General features: G+C 62.0%; 15 protein-coding genes. 5 read left to right on the forward strand and 10 right to left on the reverse strand.

The features are described 5' to 3' along the window. From GC121_RS02730 to GC121_RS02740, 3 genes are read right to left on the reverse strand one after another with little or no spacing between them, the layout of a single operon-like run. Positions 1 to 1161 (reverse strand): acyl-CoA dehydrogenase family protein, encoded by a 1161-nt coding sequence (locus GC121_RS02730; protein ID WP_151972641.1) that lies wholly within the window; start codon positions 1159 to 1161, stop codon positions 1 to 3. 15 nt (positions 1162 to 1176) lie between these two features. Then, positions 1177 to 3072, reverse strand: coding sequence for a PQQ-binding-like beta-propeller repeat protein (locus GC121_RS02735; RefSeq protein WP_151972642.1), 1896 nt, complete (start codon positions 3070 to 3072; stop codon positions 1177 to 1179). 26 nt (positions 3073 to 3098) lie between these two features. Then, on the reverse strand, positions 3099 to 5558 hold the full coding sequence (locus tag GC121_RS02740) for a TonB-dependent receptor (RefSeq protein WP_151972643.1): 2460 nt from the start codon (positions 5556 to 5558) through the stop codon (positions 3099 to 3101). Positions 5559 to 5716: 158 nt separating this feature from the next. Here GC121_RS02740 and GC121_RS02745 point away from each other — a divergent pair, with 158 nt between their 5' ends. Genes GC121_RS02745 through GC121_RS02760 form a run of 4 tightly spaced genes read left to right on the forward strand, consistent with a single transcriptional unit; the run spans position 5717 to position 8223 of the window. Beyond that, positions 5717 to 7069 (forward strand): SRPBCC family protein, encoded by a 1353-nt coding sequence (locus tag GC121_RS02745; protein WP_151972644.1) that lies wholly within the window; start codon positions 5717 to 5719, stop codon positions 7067 to 7069. A gap of 17 nt (positions 7070 to 7086) precedes the next feature. Further along, the gene (locus GC121_RS02750) at positions 7087 to 7377 is read left to right on the forward strand and encodes a putative quinol monooxygenase (protein WP_151972645.1); all 291 of its coding nucleotides are present in this window, start codon (positions 7087 to 7089) and stop codon (positions 7375 to 7377) included. Further along, positions 7364 to 7684, forward strand: coding sequence for a putative quinol monooxygenase (locus GC121_RS02755; RefSeq protein WP_151972646.1), 321 nt, complete (start codon positions 7364 to 7366; stop codon positions 7682 to 7684). Before GC121_RS02750 ends, GC121_RS02755 begins: the two co-directional genes overlap by 14 nt. Next, positions 7681 to 8223, forward strand: a complete 543-nt coding sequence (locus GC121_RS02760; protein ID WP_199857713.1) for a nuclear transport factor 2 family protein — start codon at positions 7681 to 7683, stop codon at positions 8221 to 8223. Before GC121_RS02755 ends, GC121_RS02760 begins: the two co-directional genes overlap by 4 nt. Here the strand turns inward: GC121_RS02760 and GC121_RS02765 are convergent. From GC121_RS02765 to GC121_RS02795, 7 genes are read right to left on the reverse strand one after another with little or no spacing between them, the layout of a single operon-like run. Further along, positions 8220 to 9617: a 2-oxo acid dehydrogenase subunit E2 gene (locus GC121_RS02765; protein ID WP_151972648.1), complete on the reverse strand. Its 1398-nt coding sequence runs from the start codon at positions 9615 to 9617 to the stop codon at positions 8220 to 8222. The two genes, GC121_RS02760 and GC121_RS02765, sit on opposite strands and share 4 nt — an antisense overlap. A 3-nt stretch (positions 9618 to 9620) precedes the next feature. Beyond that, a complete protein-coding gene (locus GC121_RS02770; RefSeq protein ID WP_151972649.1) occupies positions 9621 to 10631 on the reverse strand; it encodes an alpha-ketoacid dehydrogenase subunit beta in 1011 nt (336 codons plus the stop codon). A gap of 11 nt (positions 10632 to 10642) precedes the next feature. Next, the gene (locus tag GC121_RS02775; protein ID WP_151972650.1) at positions 10643 to 11614 is read right to left on the reverse strand and encodes a thiamine pyrophosphate-dependent dehydrogenase E1 component subunit alpha; all 972 of its coding nucleotides are present in this window, start codon (positions 11612 to 11614) and stop codon (positions 10643 to 10645) included. Then, positions 11614 to 12957: an SRPBCC family protein gene (locus tag GC121_RS02780; protein WP_151972651.1), complete on the reverse strand. Its 1344-nt coding sequence runs from the start codon at positions 12955 to 12957 to the stop codon at positions 11614 to 11616. Before GC121_RS02780 ends, GC121_RS02775 begins: the two co-directional genes overlap by 1 nt. A gap of 24 nt (positions 12958 to 12981) precedes the next feature. Then, positions 12982 to 13743 carry an SDR family NAD(P)-dependent oxidoreductase gene (locus tag GC121_RS02785; RefSeq protein ID WP_151972652.1) on the reverse strand — a complete coding sequence of 254 codons (762 nt, stop codon included), beginning with the start codon at positions 13741 to 13743 and terminating at the stop codon, positions 12982 to 12984. A 2-nt stretch (positions 13744 to 13745) separates the two neighbouring features. Next, a complete protein-coding gene (locus tag GC121_RS02790) occupies positions 13746 to 14510 on the reverse strand; it encodes an SDR family NAD(P)-dependent oxidoreductase (RefSeq protein WP_151972653.1) in 765 nt (254 codons plus the stop codon). Between the two features lie 58 nt (positions 14511 to 14568). After that, positions 14569 to 15324: an SDR family oxidoreductase gene (locus GC121_RS02795; RefSeq protein WP_151972654.1), complete on the reverse strand. Its 756-nt coding sequence runs from the start codon at positions 15322 to 15324 to the stop codon at positions 14569 to 14571. 130 nt (positions 15325 to 15454) lie between these two features. Between GC121_RS02795 and GC121_RS02800 the strand changes: the two genes are divergently transcribed. Continuing rightward, the gene (locus GC121_RS02800; RefSeq protein WP_234421086.1) at positions 15455 to 16081 is read left to right on the forward strand and encodes a TetR/AcrR family transcriptional regulator; all 627 of its coding nucleotides are present in this window, start codon (positions 15455 to 15457) and stop codon (positions 16079 to 16081) included. The last annotated feature ends 9 nt before the right edge of the window (positions 16082 to 16090 follow it).

The raw sequence follows: 16090 nt of genomic DNA on the forward strand, positions 1-16090 counted from the left end.
TCAGCGCCTTTGGTCGAAGCGGCGGCCAACCATGGCGCTGGCGATATTGGTCTTCTGGATATCGATCGCGCCCCCGGCAATGCCCCAGCCCCACGCATCGCGCATCCGCCGCTCCATCGGGAAGTCCTTGCTATAGCCATAGGCGCCCATCAATTGCACCGCATTGCCGGTGACTTCGCGGGAGATCGAATTGGCAAAGCACTTGGCCACCGAACTTTCGAGAATCGAGGGGAGCCCGTCCTGCGCGTTCGAGGCCGCGCGCCAGATCAGCAGGCGGGCGGCATCCACCTGCATCTGCATTTCGGCGAGCTTCAGCTGCACCGCCTGGAAATCGACAATCGGTTTGCCGAATTGCTTGCGCTCCTGCACGTATTCGATGACATCTTCCAGCGCGCCCGATGCCTGCGCCAACGACATGGTGGCATTGCCGCAGCGCTCCAAATCGAAGGCCTCCATGAGCTTACGGAAGCCGCCTGCGGGCACCACCAGATTGGCTTTGGGCACGCGGCATTCATCGAACATCAGATCGGATGAAGGGATGCCGCGAAAGCCCATCAATTGCTCGTTGGGGCCAAAGGACAGGCCGGGCGTGTCGGCTTCGACAAACAACGCGCCGATGCCCTTGGCACCGGGATCATCGGACATACGGCAGTACACGACATAACCGTCGGCATGGCCCCCGCCCGAACACCAACGCTTGGTACCGGTTAGCACGAAGTGGTCGCCATCCTCCACCGCGCGGGTAGCGAGATCGGTCAGCGCGCTGCCTGCATCGGGCTCCGACATGCTGACCGCCACCACCATGTCCCCGCTGCACACGGCGGGTACCACGCGGCGCTGCAAATCTTCCCCGGCAAAGCGTTCGATCGCGCGCACCGGGCCGACACAGGATTCGAAAATCGGGAAAGCGACGGCGGAAGAGATTTTGCCGAATTCCTCCAGCACGATCAGCGCTTCCAGATTGCCCAGCCCCATGCCGCCCAGCGCCTCGGGCACATTCATGCCGAGAAAGCCCAACCCCGCATATTGCTTCACCAGTGCGCGCGAGGGCGGACGGTTTTCCGCTTCGAGCTGCATCGCGATGGCGGGCAATTCCTCACGCGCGAAACGGCGCGCCGCCTCCTGCAATTCGCGCTGGTCGTCAGTCAGGGTAAAATTCATGGGAAGGAAACTGTCCTATCGCTTGGCAAACACCAGCAGCACATTGCCGGGCATATGGAAGTAGAGACCGTAGCCGCTGTTCACGATCACGTGGCCATCATACACGGCAGGCCCCGGCCCGCTCATGCTGCCGCCCCGCCCTTCGACACCGGTGATCGTTTCCACCGGATTGCGCGTGTTGAACGACCAGACCTTGTTGCCGTTGCGGCGGTCATAACCGAACAGGCGGCCATCCAGATGGCCCGCGATCACCCCGCCGGGAATGGCAGTGACGGCAGACGAAATGCCCGGATCGCAATAGGCCTCATCATCGCAGATATTGTCCGCCAGACTGCGCCAGAGCACGCGGCCATTGGTAGCGTTGATGGCGTGGATGCCCGCGCCATTGATCGACGCATCATAGACGCGCCCGTCATAGGTATCGGCGAGATCGGAGATCGGCACGTAAACCGTGCTGCCCTGCGCCGCGAGGCCGAAATGCACGCCGCCCTGCGTCCCGCCATGGCCCAGCCTGCGTTCCCACACCTGTTCACCCGTATCGGGGTCAACACCGTGCACCACGCCTGCCTTGGAACCGACCACGATCATGTCGCCGCCATCATCGGTGGGCACCAGCAGAACCGATGCCGCGATATCGAGATCGGGGCCGTTTTCCTCGGGGCAATTCTCGTTGCCCAGCATACAGCCGACATTCCACGCATCGTTCTCGGTGAACTGCAGCTGGAAAATCCGCCGCCCGGTGGTGGCATCGACCGCGAAAAGCGCGTCGCTGTTTTCATCGGCGGGAGATGAATAATTCTCGCCGGAGCCGAAGTAGAAGCGGTTGCGCGCCGCATCATAGGTCGGGCTGTTCCAAACCGGCGCGCCCGATGGGCCGAGAATGCGCGAACCCACGCTGGTCCTGCCTTGCTCGACCGGAGCTTCGGGCACGGTGTAGTGCTTCCAGATTTCCTCGCCCGTATCCGGATCAAGCGCCGCCACTGCGCCGCGGAAGGTGCAACAGCTGTAATTGGGGTCGGCAGCAGAGGTCACTTCCAGCGAAGATATCGGCACCGCCAGCACACCGCCACCCAGCGTTGGCGTGCCGGTGATCGTGGCATTGGGATGGTCGTCCGCATCCACCCGCCAAAGCTGCTCGCCCGACATCGCATCGATGGCGTAAACGCGGCCTAGAATGTCGCCGAAATACAGCCGCTCATTCTCGGCATCGGCAACGATGGCCGTGCGCACTTCAGCGCCCGCACGATAGGTCCATTTCGTGCATCCGGTGTCGATATCGAAGGCGTAGACCATGCCCGTCTGGCTACCGACAAAGATCGTGTCCCAACCCACAGCAGGCTGCGAGCGGGCGCGGTTGGAGCTGGGATAGGCGAAGGCCCATTTCAGCTCCATATCGGGCAAATCAGCGGCGGTAACGCCGCCTACCGATGCAGGCACGAAGCGCGCATTGTCGTGCCCCCAGCCCACCGCTGCGGGCGGCGCGCCGCTGCCGCCGATGCTGGCATCGGTGCAGGCGGGCGGCGGAGCGGGCGGAACGTAATCATCCAGCTCAATCCGCGCCAGATATTCGGCGATGTGCAATTGCTCGTCTGCGCTGAGATGCGCTGCCTGCTGCTGCATGATCCCCTCCCGCATAGAGGAGAGGATCATGTCCGGTTCCAGCATTTCCAGCCACACCACGGCAGGCGCCTTGGTGACCGTGCCGTTGTGGCAGGACAGGCAGTTTTGTTCGAACAGGGCCTGGCCCGGATGCGTCTCCAGATCGATGGGCGTGCCGCCCCTCGCCTGCAGCTCTTCCAGCGATGTCATCCGAGATGAACCGTCACCGCCTGCTTGCGTCAGGAACAATGCCGTTCCCACCGCAACCAGCGTCGCCGTGGCGACTGCGATCAAGGTGCCCTTGCTCTTCATGCGTCAGCGTCCCTTGCGCGCCTGCCTCAGTTGCCGAAGGTGAAGCCGACTTCCACACCGAAGTAGCGCGGCGGGCCGAATTGGCTGTTGAGCCACAGGCCCGCAACGTTCTGCGAGGCGGTGCGGTAACGCTCGTCGGTCAGGTTCTGGCCGATCAGGCGGACGTAATACTGGTCATCCACCTGGCTCAGCGTGATCGAGCCGTTGAGCAGCGTGCGCGCATTGAGGAAAGTGTTGCCCAGCGGATCGTCAATCGCCTGCGTGAACAGGCTGCTGCTCTGATAGGCAACGCTGCCGTTGAAGGTCAGCTCGTGATTGCTGCCGATGGGCTGCGCGTAGGTGGCATCGATCGTCCACTGCCATGCGGGCGCACGGTCGAGCGGCGAGGTCGAGAGATCGTAGCCGGCATTGGGCGCATTGTATTCGCCGTAACGTGCATCCTGATAGCCGAGCACGCCGCGCAGCGTCAGGTTGTCGGTCGGCTCGGCTGTCAGTTCGGCTTCGATGCCCGACACTTCGGCGCTTGCCGCATTGACGAAGATCGTCACCTGGTTGGGCGAACCGTTGACCACCAGCGGCACGTTCAACTGGCGCTGAAGGTCGTTGTATTCGACGTGGAAGCCGGTGAGGTTGAACCGCATCAGATCGTCGAACAGATCGGCCTTGAAGCCCGCTTCGTAGCTGTTGGCGGTTTCCGGATCGGTGGCCTGCGCCGCTTCGGCAAAGGCATCGAGGTCGGTTCCAAACGCTGCGAAACCGCCGATCTGGTCGTTAAAGCCGCCCGCCTTGAAGCCGCGCGAGACCGTGCTGTAAAGGAACAGATCAGGCGTTGCTTGATAACCGAGGCTTACACGCCAGGTCAGCTGGCTGGCGCTATCTTCCACTTGGATCACGCCAGCGGGGAAATTGTAGACGCTCGCATCCAGCGCCTCGTCGATGGTCAGGCCGAGGTCGAACCCGCCTTCAAGCGCGGGAATGAAGGTCTGCTGGCGGCCAAGCCAGGTCTTGTCTTCCCACGTGTAGCGCGCGCCTGCGGTCAGCGTCAGTTCCGGGGTGATTTCAAACGTGCCTTCACCGAACAGCGCGGTCGACGTCGCTTCCTGCGCGTTACACAGGATGTAGGGCGTATCGTTCCAATTGCCGAAGGGCAGCGGGCCAGCGGTCAGATCGAGGAAGCCGAGAATCTGCGAAACGCAGAAATCGGTGTTGTCGGACTGGTAGAAGCCGCCGACAACCATGTTGAACGGCCCCTCGAAATCGCTGGCAAAGCGCACTTCCTGCTGGAAGGTCTCGCGGTCGTCATCGCGGGTCGCGTCAAAGATCGAGAGCGGGTTGCCCTGCGCATCGAGCGGCGCGTGGCCCGGATAGCTGTTGGGCAGGCGCGAACGCTGGCTGCGCCAGCCGGTGACCGAGGTCAACGTGCCGATGTCAAAGTCGAAATCAATATTGGCATAAAGCCCGTCCACATCGATCCGCTGGCCGCGCCCGGCAAACAGCAGCGCATCATCGCGCAGCGTGATCGCCGCATTGTCGAGCGGATCATCGCTCGCCGGGTTGAACGATCCGGTGTTGAGCAGATCGGTCAGGAATGGCGCGGTGCCCGTGAAGCGGTCGTTCTCGTTGACCGAAGGCACCGAGCCCGAGCGGTCGCGCAAGATTTCATACTGGAACAGCGCGGAGATATTGTCGGTCGGCTCGAACAGCAATTTGACGCGGCCCGAATAAACTTCGGTGCTGCCGATGCGGTCGCCATTCAGGCAGCCTTGCGCGCCTTGGAAGGGGTTGGCGACAAAGCCTGTCACCGGGCCATAGCAGCCCCCATTGCGGTAATAGCCATCATCGGTTTCGACCCCGCCGACGACGCGGAGTGCCAGCATATCGTCAACCAGCGGGATATTGATTGCGCCGGCAACATTGAATGTCCCCCAGTCGCCCGCCTGCGCGCGCCCGCGCACGGTGAACTCGTTCATTTCCGGGCGCGTGGTGCGCACGGTCACCGCGCCGCCGGTGGTGTTCTTGCCGAACAGCGTTCCTTGCGGCCCGCGCAGCACTTCCACCTGATCGACATCGAAGGTGTCGAGCAATTGCGTCTGCACGCTGGGCATCACGAAATCGTCGACCAGCACCGCCACGGGCGGTTCGAAATAGACGATGATGTTGTTCTGCCCCACGCCGCGCATCGCGAAGCTGGCGGCGTTGAAGCCGGTGATCGTTTCGGCGGAGAAGTTGGGAACGAAAGCCGCCAAGCCGCCGATATTGTCGAGATTGGCCTGTTCGATAAGCTCCGAATCGATGGCAGACACCGCGATCGGCGTGGTCTGCAAATCGGTATCGCGGCGGGTGGCGGTCACGATGATGCGACCAAGGCCTTCTTCTTCTTCAGCGGCGGGCGTTTCCCCCGCATCCTGTGCACTGGCGCCCGACGATACCGCAACACATGACAGTGCGGCCCACGCAGCCCCGATATAGAGTACCGACTTCTTCATCACGCTCTCCCAACAACTCTTGTGGCAGCGGGGTTCAGTCCCAGCTTGCCGGTTGACAAGCACCTCCTGCCACAGCAGAATATAACAATCAATCATGCTTGTTTGTTTTATTGCGCCAAGCACACAGGTGCGGCGATGCAGACAACGGGAGAGCTGGTGTGAATTTCGATTTCCGAAACTGGGATATCCATGTGGGCGACCCCCATCCGTTCAACGCCGAACGGCCGCGACCTGATAATGGCACGCATCGTCCTGATCCGTCTCGCTTTTTCACCCCCGAATACTGGACAGAAGAGTGGGACAAGGTGTTCACCAAAACCTGGCTGCTGGCCGGGGTGGAAAGCGACATTCCCGAAGAAGGCGATTGGCTTCGCTTTGAAATCGGGCCTGAATCTTTCGTGGTGGTGCGGCAGGCCGATGGCGGGGTGCGTGCGTTCTACAATGTCTGCCCGCATCGCGGCAGCCAGATCGCGCTTGCCGACTTCGGTTCGGCCAACAGTTTCGTCTGTCCGTTCCATAGCTGGAAATTCGATATCGACGGCACCAACACGCATATCACCGACCGCGAGACGTTCCATCCGGATGTGCTGTGCCACAAGACCGACCTGACCGAAGTCCGCTGCGAGGTATCATCGGGGCTCGTCTTCATTTCGATGAACGATGATGTGATGCCGCTGGCCGAGTATCTCGGCGAAGTGGCGGAGCATCTGGCGCTGTACGAAATCCAGGACATGGTAGTGGTGCAGCACAAGAAGTCCGATTGGGCGGCCAATTGGAAAGGCGGTGTTGATGCCTTTTATGAGATCTATCACCTGCACGCGGTGCATCCGCAAACACAGGCGGTGATGGATGATCGCACCCAGATCGATCTCTTCCCCAACGGCATGAGCCGCCAGTTCGTCCCCTTCGCGCAGCCCAGCCCGCGCTTCCCCGATCAGGAAACGGTCAATCTGGGAATCCAGATGATGCTGGCCGATGCAGGGATTGATCCGGAAACCTTTACCGGCACCGCGCAGGAAAGCCGCGCGGCGATCCAGAAGGCAAAGCGCGCGCGGTCTGACAAATACGGCCTCGGTTACGAGCGGTTCAGCGATACGCAATTGAGCGATTCGACGATTTACGGTCTGTTCCCCAACATCCAGATCGGCTGCCACCCCGAAGCGGTATTCATCCACCGCTTCCTGCCCGACGCCGATGATCCCAAGCGTTTCACTTATGAAACGATCATCCTGTTCAAGCCGGAGGATATTCCGGGCCACCGTCCGCCCGCGTGGATGGGCCTGTCCCCCGATGCCGATATCACTGGAATGACCCGGCCCGATATCGTGCATACCGGCCTTGGCGAGCCGCCCGAGCTGGGCGAAGTGCTCGATCAGGATAGCGAGCTGCTTCCCATCGTGCAGAAGGGCGCCCGCTCGCGCGGCTTTGCCGGCCCCTTATGGAGCGAGCAGGAAGCACGGCTGCGGCATTTCCATGTCGAGCTTGACCGCTATATCAACGGCGAAAAATAACCCAGCAGGAGCAAGAGATGCCGACCACTTTCCTTTCGAGGTTCAAAATAAAGCCCGGCACCGATGCCGAATTCTGCGAGTTGATCGACGCGATGGAAGCCAATGCCGCGCGCGAACCCGATACGCTGCAATACAAGTTCTACCGGCTGGAAGAGCCCAATGCTTTTGCCGTGTATGAGAGTTTCACCAATGAAGAGGCGGATGTCGCCCACCAGCAAAACCCGGAGAGCGCACCGATCATCGCCCGCATGATCGAATGCATCGATGGCACCTACACACGGGAGTATCTCTACGATGTCAAAGGCTGAACGCGGCGGCGCTCCTGGTAAGTCGTTCATCGCCACGCTGCAGGTGAAGCCCGAAAAGCGCGACGAATTTATCGCTCTGCAAACCGAGCTGAAGGCACTGGTGCACGAGCATGAACCCGATGCTTATGTCTACGAGGTGATGCAGGCGGACGACGACCCCGACCTGTTCTATTGCATCGCCACCTTCAAGGACGAAGCCGCCTTCGACCACCATATGCATATCGACTTTCACGACCGGCTGGTGCCGCCGATCCTCGAATGCCTGGCCGAAGATATGCAATTGGGCTTCTTCCGCTCGCACGCATGAGCGAGGCGGCGCTCGCAGACAGGCTGCGCCGGATCGAGGACAGGCTCGATATCGCGCAATTGCAGGCTCGCTACACGATCCATATCGACGACCACGATCTGGATCGGGTGGCGGAGCTGTTCGCCAGGGATGGCCGGTTCCGGTCAGCAGACAGGGTGATGGATGCGCAAGGGCGCGAGGCGGTGTGCGAGCAGTTTCGCGGGCGGTTTGCGGCGCTCGGCTTCGGTTTCCATGTAACGCATGACCATGTGATCACGCTCGATCCCGAGAACCCCGATCAGGCGAGCGGCTTTGTCTCCAGCCATGCCGAAGTCGTGCGCAATGGCGCGCCGATGCTGGCCGCGATGCGCTATCATGACTGTTATGTGCGCGAAGATGGCGCGTGGTGCTTTGCCGACCGGTTGCTGCACTTTTTCTACTATCTGCCGGTGGCAGACTATGCCGCAGCCTTGCCAACGGCTGGGCGGATGCGCGCCTATGGCGACATCAGACCAGCCGACCTGCCCGAAGGCGCGCCGACGTTTAGCAGCAAGGCCTAAAGCCGCTCGGGATTCTCGATCAGCTCCGCAATCGCTGCGAGGAAACGGGCACCGTCCACGCCGTCAATCGCGCGGTGATCGCAGCTGAGCGACAAATGCAGCACCGGCACAATACGGATCGCGCCATTGTCATCCACCGGCTCTTGCCGCGCCGCGCCGACCGCAAGGATCGCGCCCTGCGGCGGATTGATCACCGCATCGAAGGATTCGACCCCAAAGCTGCCGAGATTGGAAATCGAAAAGCTGCCGCCCTGGAACTCTTCGGGGCGGAGCTTGCCCGCGCGGGCGCGCTGGGCCAGCCGCGCGCTTTCCTTGGCTATGTCGGCAATGCTGTGCTCGTCAGCCCTCGTGATGATCGGGGTGATGAGGCCGCGATCGGTCGCCACTGCCATCGCGATATCGGCGTGGGCGAAGCGGTGGATCGCGCCTTCATGCACCTGCACATTGCAACTCGGCACTTCGCGCAAAGCCAGCGCGGCGGCGCGGATCAGGTAATCGTTGATAGTGCCGATTTTACCATCGCGTGCGCGCAGCGCGATCAGCGCATCGGCGCGCACGCGGCGGCGCAGATAGATATGCGGGATGGCCTGCTTCGCTTCGGTCAGGCGGCGGGCGATGGTCTTGCGCATCGCGCTCATCGGCTCGACCGTCACATCGTCACCCGGCGGGCTGGATACAGGCAGTGGCGCGCTGGGTGCAGGAATATTGGCAACCGCCAGCACATCCGCCTTGCAAATGCGCCCGCGCGGGCCAGTGCCGGTCAGCTGCGCCAGGTCAACACCGTTCTGCGCCGCAATCCGCCGGGCGAGCGGGCTGGCGTAGGCCTCCTCCTGCCCTGACACCGCGATGGGGCCGCGCAGCACCGGCATGCGCGATCCGGCCATCGCCTTGTCGACATCCTGCCGGGTGATCCGCCCGTTGCGCCCGCTCGGCGCGATATCGGCAACCGACAGCCCCGCTGCTTCTGCTGCGCGCCGGGCCGCTGGCGAAATGGCGATGCTATCGGCAATCTTGCTCGGCGGAGCGGAAGGAGGAGGGGCAGGTGCCGGTTCGGGAGGGGAGGCCGGCGCTTCCTCCATATTCGCGGCAGCAGAACTGCCCGCCGGGCGGTAGGCCGCAACAAAGGCATCGATCTCAGCCGCGCTCGCGTCGGGCGGGCCCATCACGGCGAGCAACGCGCCGACAGGCTTGGTCTCCTGCGCGCCGACCAGCAGCCGGACAAGGCACCCGTCGGCATCGGCCTCGACCTCGTTCGTGATCTTGTCGGTTTCGATGAGGACGATGACATCGCCCTTGGCGAAGGGTTTCCCTTCCTCGACCTGCCAGCCCGCAACCGTGCCTTCGGTCATTTCGATGCCCCATTTGGGCATGGCAAAAGGCTTGAGCGCCGCCATATCTCAGCCCCAATCCAGCGTGCGCCGGACGGCGGCTTCGATGGCGGGCGGGCCAGGAACATAGGCCCGCTCCAGCTCCGGCGAGAAGGGCACCGGCGTATGCGGCGCGGTCACGCATTCGGGCGGGGCATCAAGGCTGGTAAAGGCCTTTTGCGCCACCAGGGCCGTGACATCCGCCGCCAGCCCGCAGCGCGGCGGGCACTCGTCCACCACCACCAATCGGCCCGTCTGTTCGACGCTATCGAGGATCGCTTCCTCGTCCAGCGGGCTGGTGGTGCGCGGATCGATAATGTCGCAGCCGATGCCGTCCTCGGCGAGCTTGTCTGCCGCCTTCTCGGCAAAGCTGACCATGCGGCCGAAGGCGACGATGGTCACATCGCCCCCTTCGCGCGCCATCCGCACATGGCCGAACGGCACGCGGTAGTCGCCCTCGGGCACCTCGCCCTTTTTGCCGTAGAGCGCCTTGTGCTCGAAAAACATCACAGGATCATCGCCATGGAGGGCTTCGTTGAGCAGACCCTTGGCATCGGCGGGCGTGCTCGGCATCGCCACCTTGAGGCCGGGAATGGCGGTCAGGAGATTGTAGAAGGCCTGGCTATGTTGCGCGGCGGAATTCATCCCCGCACCATAGATCAGCCGCACCACCACCGGGCAGCGCGCCTTGCCGCCGAACATATAGCGGAATTTGGCGATCTGGTTGATCAGCTGATCGCCGCACACGCCGATAAAGTCTGCAAACATCAGCTCTGCTACCGGGCGCATTCCGGCGAGCGCGGCGCCTGCCGCCGCACCGACAATCGCACTTTCGGAAATCGGCGTATCGATCACCCGGTCAGGCCCGAACTTGCCGATCAGGCCGGTGCTGGTGCCCCAGATGCCGCCAATCGCCTCTTGCCCGCCTGCCGTGCCCGCGCCGCCTGCAACATCCTCTCCCAGCAGGATCACGCTTGGATCACGCTCCATCGCGTCGTGGAGCGTCTGGTTGATCGCTTCGCGGATATTCATCACACTCATCGATCAGCCTTTCAGTAGCTTGCGTAGACGTCTTCGAGGACGTGCGAGGGGTCTGGCCGCTCGGCCTTGCGCGCAGCCTCCACCGCGCGGTCAATCTCTTCGCCGACAGCAGCATCGAGCGCGTCGAGTTCGTCGGTGGAGAGATATGTTTTCGTGACGGCGGAGGCGCGGAAGCTCTTGAGAGCATCGCGTTCCTCGCGCAGCCGCGCGACCTCACCCTTGGCGCGGTACCGCTGCGGATCGCCTTCGAAATGGCCGTAGAACCGCTCGGTATCGAGCTCGATCGCGGCGGGCAGATTGGTGCTGCGGACATAATCGAGCAGTTCCGCCATCGCCTCGAAAGTCGAATAGAAATCGCAGCCATTGGCCCGCCACGCGCGCATTCCGAAGGCCTCTGCACGGCTGGCAATATCGAGCGCCGTCCCCACCGCATAGGCATCGCCGGTATGTTCGGAATAGTGATTGTTTTCAAAAACGAAGATCGCTGGCACTTTGATGACAGCGGCCATATTCATCGCTTCAAATGTGGTGCCCTGGTTGCACGCGCCGTCACCCGAAAAGGCGATGGCGACCTTGCCCTTGCCCGCCGCCTTGGCAGCAATCGCAGCGCCGACCGCTTGCGGTGCGCCCGCCCCGACAATCCCGTTCGCGCCGAGCATTCCAATAGAGGTGTCGGCAATGTGCATCGAGCCGCCACGGCCCTTACACAGGCCTTCGCGGCTTCCGTAGATTTCCTTCATCATTCCGTCCACATCGCAGCCCTTGGCGATGCAGTGCCCGTGCCCGCGATGGGTGGAGACGATCATGTCGTCACTATCCAGATGCTCGCACACGCCCACGGCGGCGGCTTCCTGCCCGGCATACAGATGCGTGAAGCCGGGGATTTCGCCCTTGGCGATTTCTTCATGCAGGCGCTCTTCAAACTGGCGGATGGTGGCCATGCGGCGATAGGCGCGGAGCAACCCGTCTTTCGAATATTGCATCAAATATCCCCTTCGCCCGGCCCGTTATGGCCATACAGGTAATCGCCCAGCGTCTTGTGGAAATGCCGCAGGCGGATTTCCTGATCGCCGATCCACAGCCCTTCGAACGCCTCGCTGTTCATCCCCGCCTGCACGTGCGGCAGGTTGAACGCATCCTGATCCAGCACCTGGCCAATTGTCTTGTCGCCATGCCGGAAATGCTGGTGCGGCACGCGTTCGGGCCACTTCTCGCCTTCGGGCACCAGTTCGAACATCCAGATGTCGTAGAGCATCTTGTTCGGATCGGTCGGATGCGGGCGCTGGCGGAACATCATCACGTCATCAGAGTGGACATTCAGCGAGACATTGGGAAAAATCGTGTAATGATAATCGTCGGTTAGCTGGTCATCATTGAGCGCGGAATAATCCTTACCCTGCGCCGCTCCGTTTTCCCGCTTGAACTTCTGCAAGGCTTCGCGAACGCCGTCGATCCGGCCCTCATATTCAGCAGGGTCCATGCCCGCGGCCTCCATCATGCCCGCAAACAGCGGCGGCATGATCGAGGGAAGCGAAACGCGCGGGCTGACGGCGGCGAAGGGGATCAGATAGCGGTTGTGCTTGTCGTAGCAGTCATACTGCACGTTCACATCGTCCAGATACCATTTCAGCTGCGGGTGGATGCCCTGCACGTGATAGGTCTCGCTGAAGGCATCGACGCTCGCCTTCCAGTTGCAATCCCATTCCACGGTGACATCGCGCGTCCACGCCATCCGCTCCATGTGATAGGGATCGAGATGTTCCGGAATCACGCCCAGATAGTCGCGCAGCGGCTCGGCTTCGGGGTTGAGCGAGAACCAGACGAAGCTGCCCCACTCCTCCACCTTGATCGGCCGCACTCGCCCGCACGGCGGCGCGCCTTGCGGGAAGGTCTCCCGGTCGGGAACGTGCAGCAGCTTGCCCTTGGGCGAATAGGCCCAGTGGTGATAGCTGCAGCGGAACACACCGTCCTTGTCCTTCACCGAGCCGAGGCCCTCTTCGGGCACCAGCCGGTTCCCGCGATGCAGGCAGATGTTGTAGAACCCGGCGACCGAGCCATCGCGCTGGCGCACCAGCAGCACCGATTCCTTGCCGATATTGGTGCAGATGTAATCGCCCGCTTCGGGAATATCGTCTGACCGGCCACCCAGCAGCCACACCTTCGTCCACAGCCGCTCCCATTCGAGCTGCATGAACTCCTTGGAGGTATAGCGTTCCGCCGGGATCAGCGCATAGCCAAGCTCCGGATCAGGCGCTTTTTCCACCGGTGTCCCGCCCGGCACCGGCTCGCTGACGCGCTTGACGAATTGCTCGCGTTTGACATCCATGGCTCTGGCTTTCCCGCTCCGGCCCTAGAAATGCGTGTTGTTGGTGAAGCCGCCATCGACAACGATGTGCGATCCGTTGCACCAGCTGGCCGCCGGACTGGCGAGGAACGCGACCACACGGGCGATTTCCTCCGGCTTGCCGAAGCGACCCTGCGGGTGCTTGCGGATCAGCGACTGGTAGAACTTCTCCATCGCGCCTTTGAGCATTTCCCAATTGCCGCCTTCAAACTCCACCGGGCCGGGGGAGACGACATTGACGCGGATGCCGTCCTTGCCATGCGCCAGTCCCAGCTGCTTGCCATAGGTAATCAGCGAGGCCTTGAGCGCATTATACGCCTGCGGGCCACCCATATCCTCCAGCGCCGAAGTGGTGCCGATCAGCACGATGGAGCCGCTCTTGCGCTCCGCCATCCCTTCAATCACCGCGTCAATCGCGCGCACCGGGCCCATCACATCGACGGCGAAGTTGCGTTCCCAGTATTTGAGACTGCCCACTCCACCAGAAGCCGAGGTGACGGGCACCAGAATATCGACCCCGTCCAGCTCCGCATCTGCCCATTGCATCCACGCCTTAAACTGCTCGCCATCGGTCACGTCGCAGCCCTTGCCGATCACTTTCGTGCCGTATTTCTTGAGATTGGCGACAGCATCCTTCACCGAATCATCGTTGCGGGCGGTGATCGCGACATCGCAGCCTTCGCGGGCAAAGGTCTCGGCAATGGCATAGCCGATCCCCCGCGCCCCGCCGACGACGATTGCTTTCTTGCCCTTCAGTCCCAGATCCATGCCTATGCCTTTCGTAACATCTTGAAGTCGCTCTTGTCGGGCAAGCGGCCCAGTTGCGCCCCGCCCGACAGCTGGATGATTTCGCCCGTGGTGAAGCACTCTGGCGACGCGAGCCACGCCACTGCCGCCGCAACCTCTTGCGGTGTTACCGCCCGCGCGCCGAGCGGCACATGATCGAGATAAAGCCCGGTCAGCGCCGGATCGGCGAAGATCGCTTCGGTCATCGGCGTTTGCGAGAAACCGGGAGCGACTGCATTCACACGAATGCCGCGCTCTCCCAGCTCTAACGCCGCCACACGCACCAACTGTTCCAGCGCCGCCTTGGCGCAACTGTATGCGGCAAGACCTACGCCGGCGAGCCGCGCGGTTAGGGAGGAGAACAGCACCACATTGCCGCCATCGGGCATCGCCGGAATGGCGTGTTTGAGCAGCAGCGCATTGGCGGTGAAATGCAGTTCCATTTGGTCTTCGATCTGCGCCCGCTCAATCCGGGCAATGCCGCCCGCACAGGTCGTGCCCGCCGCGTTCACCAGCACGTCAATCGGGCCCGCATCGGCAAACAGCGCGGCAATCGAGGCTTCGTCGCGGATGTCGCAAACAGCGTGCTTGCCGCCAATTGCCCCGGCAAGTTCGGCAACGCCGCCGCTGCTGCGGGCGGCAACCGTCACCTGGCAGCCGTCACCGGCCAGCCGCCGGGCAACGGCCTCGCCCAGGCCGCCCGGGCTGGATGCGCCGATGACGAGTGCTATCCTGCCTGCAAAGTTCATGCCCCGACCTTAGAACCTGCAGCCGCCACTGCAAGAAAAAAGTCAGGCGTGATTGTTTTTAAGGTCGGATGCTAGAGCCGTTGTCGATCAGATATTCGCCCCCTGTCAGGAAGCGCGCATCGTCGCTGCACAGAAACACGATCAGGCTGGCGACATCATCGGGCGCGCCGATGGAGCCTGCCGGAAGGACGCCTTGCGGAATCTCCTGCTCTTCGCCGGGCCGACCCATCGCGCCCTGCACCATTGGCGTTTCGATGGCGGAAGGATGGATCGTGTTGCAACGCACCTTATAGCCTTGGTCCTGACAGTGGATGGCAATCGACTTGCTCATCGAACGCACCGCACCCTTGGCCGCCGAATAGGCAAAGAAGGGCGGGAAACCGAAATGGCTGGCGTTCGAACACATATTGATGATCGACCCGTTCTCGGACTTTGCAAGGAGGGGAAGCCCCAGTTTGCAGCCGATGAAAACGCCCTTGCACATGATGTCCATGGTCTTGTCGAACTGCTCAATGGTGGTCTGCTCCGGATCGGCGACAATCACGATCCCGGCATTGTTGACGAGAATATCGAGCCGCCCGTGATCGGCGGCAATCCGCTCATACACCGCCTGCCACTCGGCTTCGGAGGCCACATCATGGCGCAGCGCCACAGCGCCCTCGCCGATCTGTGCCGCCACGTCTTGCGCTGCCGCTTCGTTCACATCGGTCACGTAAACGATAGCCCCTGCCTCGGCGAGGCGCAGGCAATCGGCCTTGCCCAAACCCGACCCGCCACCGGTCACCAATGCAATCTTGCCAGCCAGTTTGCTCATTCTTCTCTCCCTGATGATTCGTTTGACTGTTCGCTTCGCACCTATGTATGGGTCGTCGCTAAAGCAGTCACACCTGATTTCTTTTTTTAGACATAAGGCGATCATGTCCGCGCGCAAGCAAACTTCCCGATTGAGCGAAATTCCGCGCGAAACATCGCGCCATTTGATCGAGCCGACTGCGCAAGCGCTTAAGAGTGCGAAGACCCGCTCGCGGCTGATCGAAGCGACGATCCGCTGCCTCGTCAAATACAGCTACGCCAACACCACAACGCCCAAGGTGGCGGAAGAAGCGGGCCTTTCGCGCGGGGCGATGCTCCACCATTTCGAAAACGGGCGGCAATTGATGCAGGCCACGCTGGTGGAACTGCATCACAAGCGGCTGCGCGCCTTCAGGCGCGGGGTGGGGACATTGAACGATGATGCCCGCACGCTGCTGCGATCCTATTGGGAACAGCTGCTCAGCCCCAAATTCATCGCTTTCCAGGAACTTGCCAATGCCGCGCGCACGGACAAGGAACTGGCCGCCACGCTGGAGCCGGTGCGCAAGGAATTCAACGAGCGCTGGCACGATCTGGCCATCGAACTGTTCCCGCAATGGAGCAAGGATCCCCATGCGTTCAAAATCGCGCTCGCGCTGACGCACAACACGCTGGAAGGCATGGCGCTGAACCGCCTGACCTTCGGGATTGACGAGGAAGAGATAGAGCTGGTGCTCGATCATCTCGAAAAGGTCATTCTCGATCTGCGCCCCGCCTAGCATCGGGGT

The organism is Erythrobacter sp. EC-HK427 (assembly GCF_902498745.1).
Lineage (GTDB): Bacteria > Pseudomonadota > Alphaproteobacteria > Sphingomonadales > Sphingomonadaceae > Alteraurantiacibacter.

What these genes read in the sequence shown, in the direction of transcription:
- GC121_RS02770 (WP_151972649.1), bottom strand. Translation starts at nt 10,631, where the DNA reads ATGAGTGTGATGAATATCCGCGAAGCGATCAACCAGACGCTCCACGAC.
- GC121_RS02740 (WP_151972643.1), bottom strand. Translation starts at nt 5,558, where the DNA reads ATGAAGAAGTCGGTACTCTATATCGGGGCTGCGTGGGCCGCACTGTCA.
- GC121_RS02755 (WP_151972646.1), top strand. Translation starts at nt 7,364, where the DNA reads ATGTCAAAGGCTGAACGCGGCGGCGCTCCTGGTAAGTCGTTCATCGCC.
- GC121_RS02750 (WP_151972645.1), top strand. Translation starts at nt 7,087, where the DNA reads ATGCCGACCACTTTCCTTTCGAGGTTCAAAATAAAGCCCGGCACCGAT.
- GC121_RS02785 (WP_151972652.1), bottom strand. Translation starts at nt 13,743, where the DNA reads ATGGATCTGGGACTGAAGGGCAAGAAAGCAATCGTCGTCGGCGGGGCG.
- GC121_RS02780 (WP_151972651.1), bottom strand. Translation starts at nt 12,957, where the DNA reads ATGGATGTCAAACGCGAGCAATTCGTCAAGCGCGTCAGCGAGCCGGTG.
- GC121_RS02735 (WP_151972642.1), bottom strand. Translation starts at nt 3,072, where the DNA reads ATGAAGAGCAAGGGCACCTTGATCGCAGTCGCCACGGCGACGCTGGTT.
- GC121_RS02760 (WP_199857713.1), top strand. Translation starts at nt 7,681, where the DNA reads ATGAGCGAGGCGGCGCTCGCAGACAGGCTGCGCCGGATCGAGGACAGG.
- GC121_RS02775 (WP_151972650.1), bottom strand. Translation starts at nt 11,614, where the DNA reads ATGCAATATTCGAAAGACGGGTTGCTCCGCGCCTATCGCCGCATGGCC.
- GC121_RS02795 (WP_151972654.1), bottom strand. Translation starts at nt 15,324, where the DNA reads ATGAGCAAACTGGCTGGCAAGATTGCATTGGTGACCGGTGGCGGGTCG.
- GC121_RS02730 (WP_151972641.1), bottom strand. Translation starts at nt 1,161, where the DNA reads ATGAATTTTACCCTGACTGACGACCAGCGCGAATTGCAGGAGGCGGCG.
- GC121_RS02765 (WP_151972648.1), bottom strand. Translation starts at nt 9,617, where the DNA reads ATGGCGGCGCTCAAGCCTTTTGCCATGCCCAAATGGGGCATCGAAATG.
- GC121_RS02790 (WP_151972653.1), bottom strand. Translation starts at nt 14,510, where the DNA reads ATGAACTTTGCAGGCAGGATAGCACTCGTCATCGGCGCATCCAGCCCG.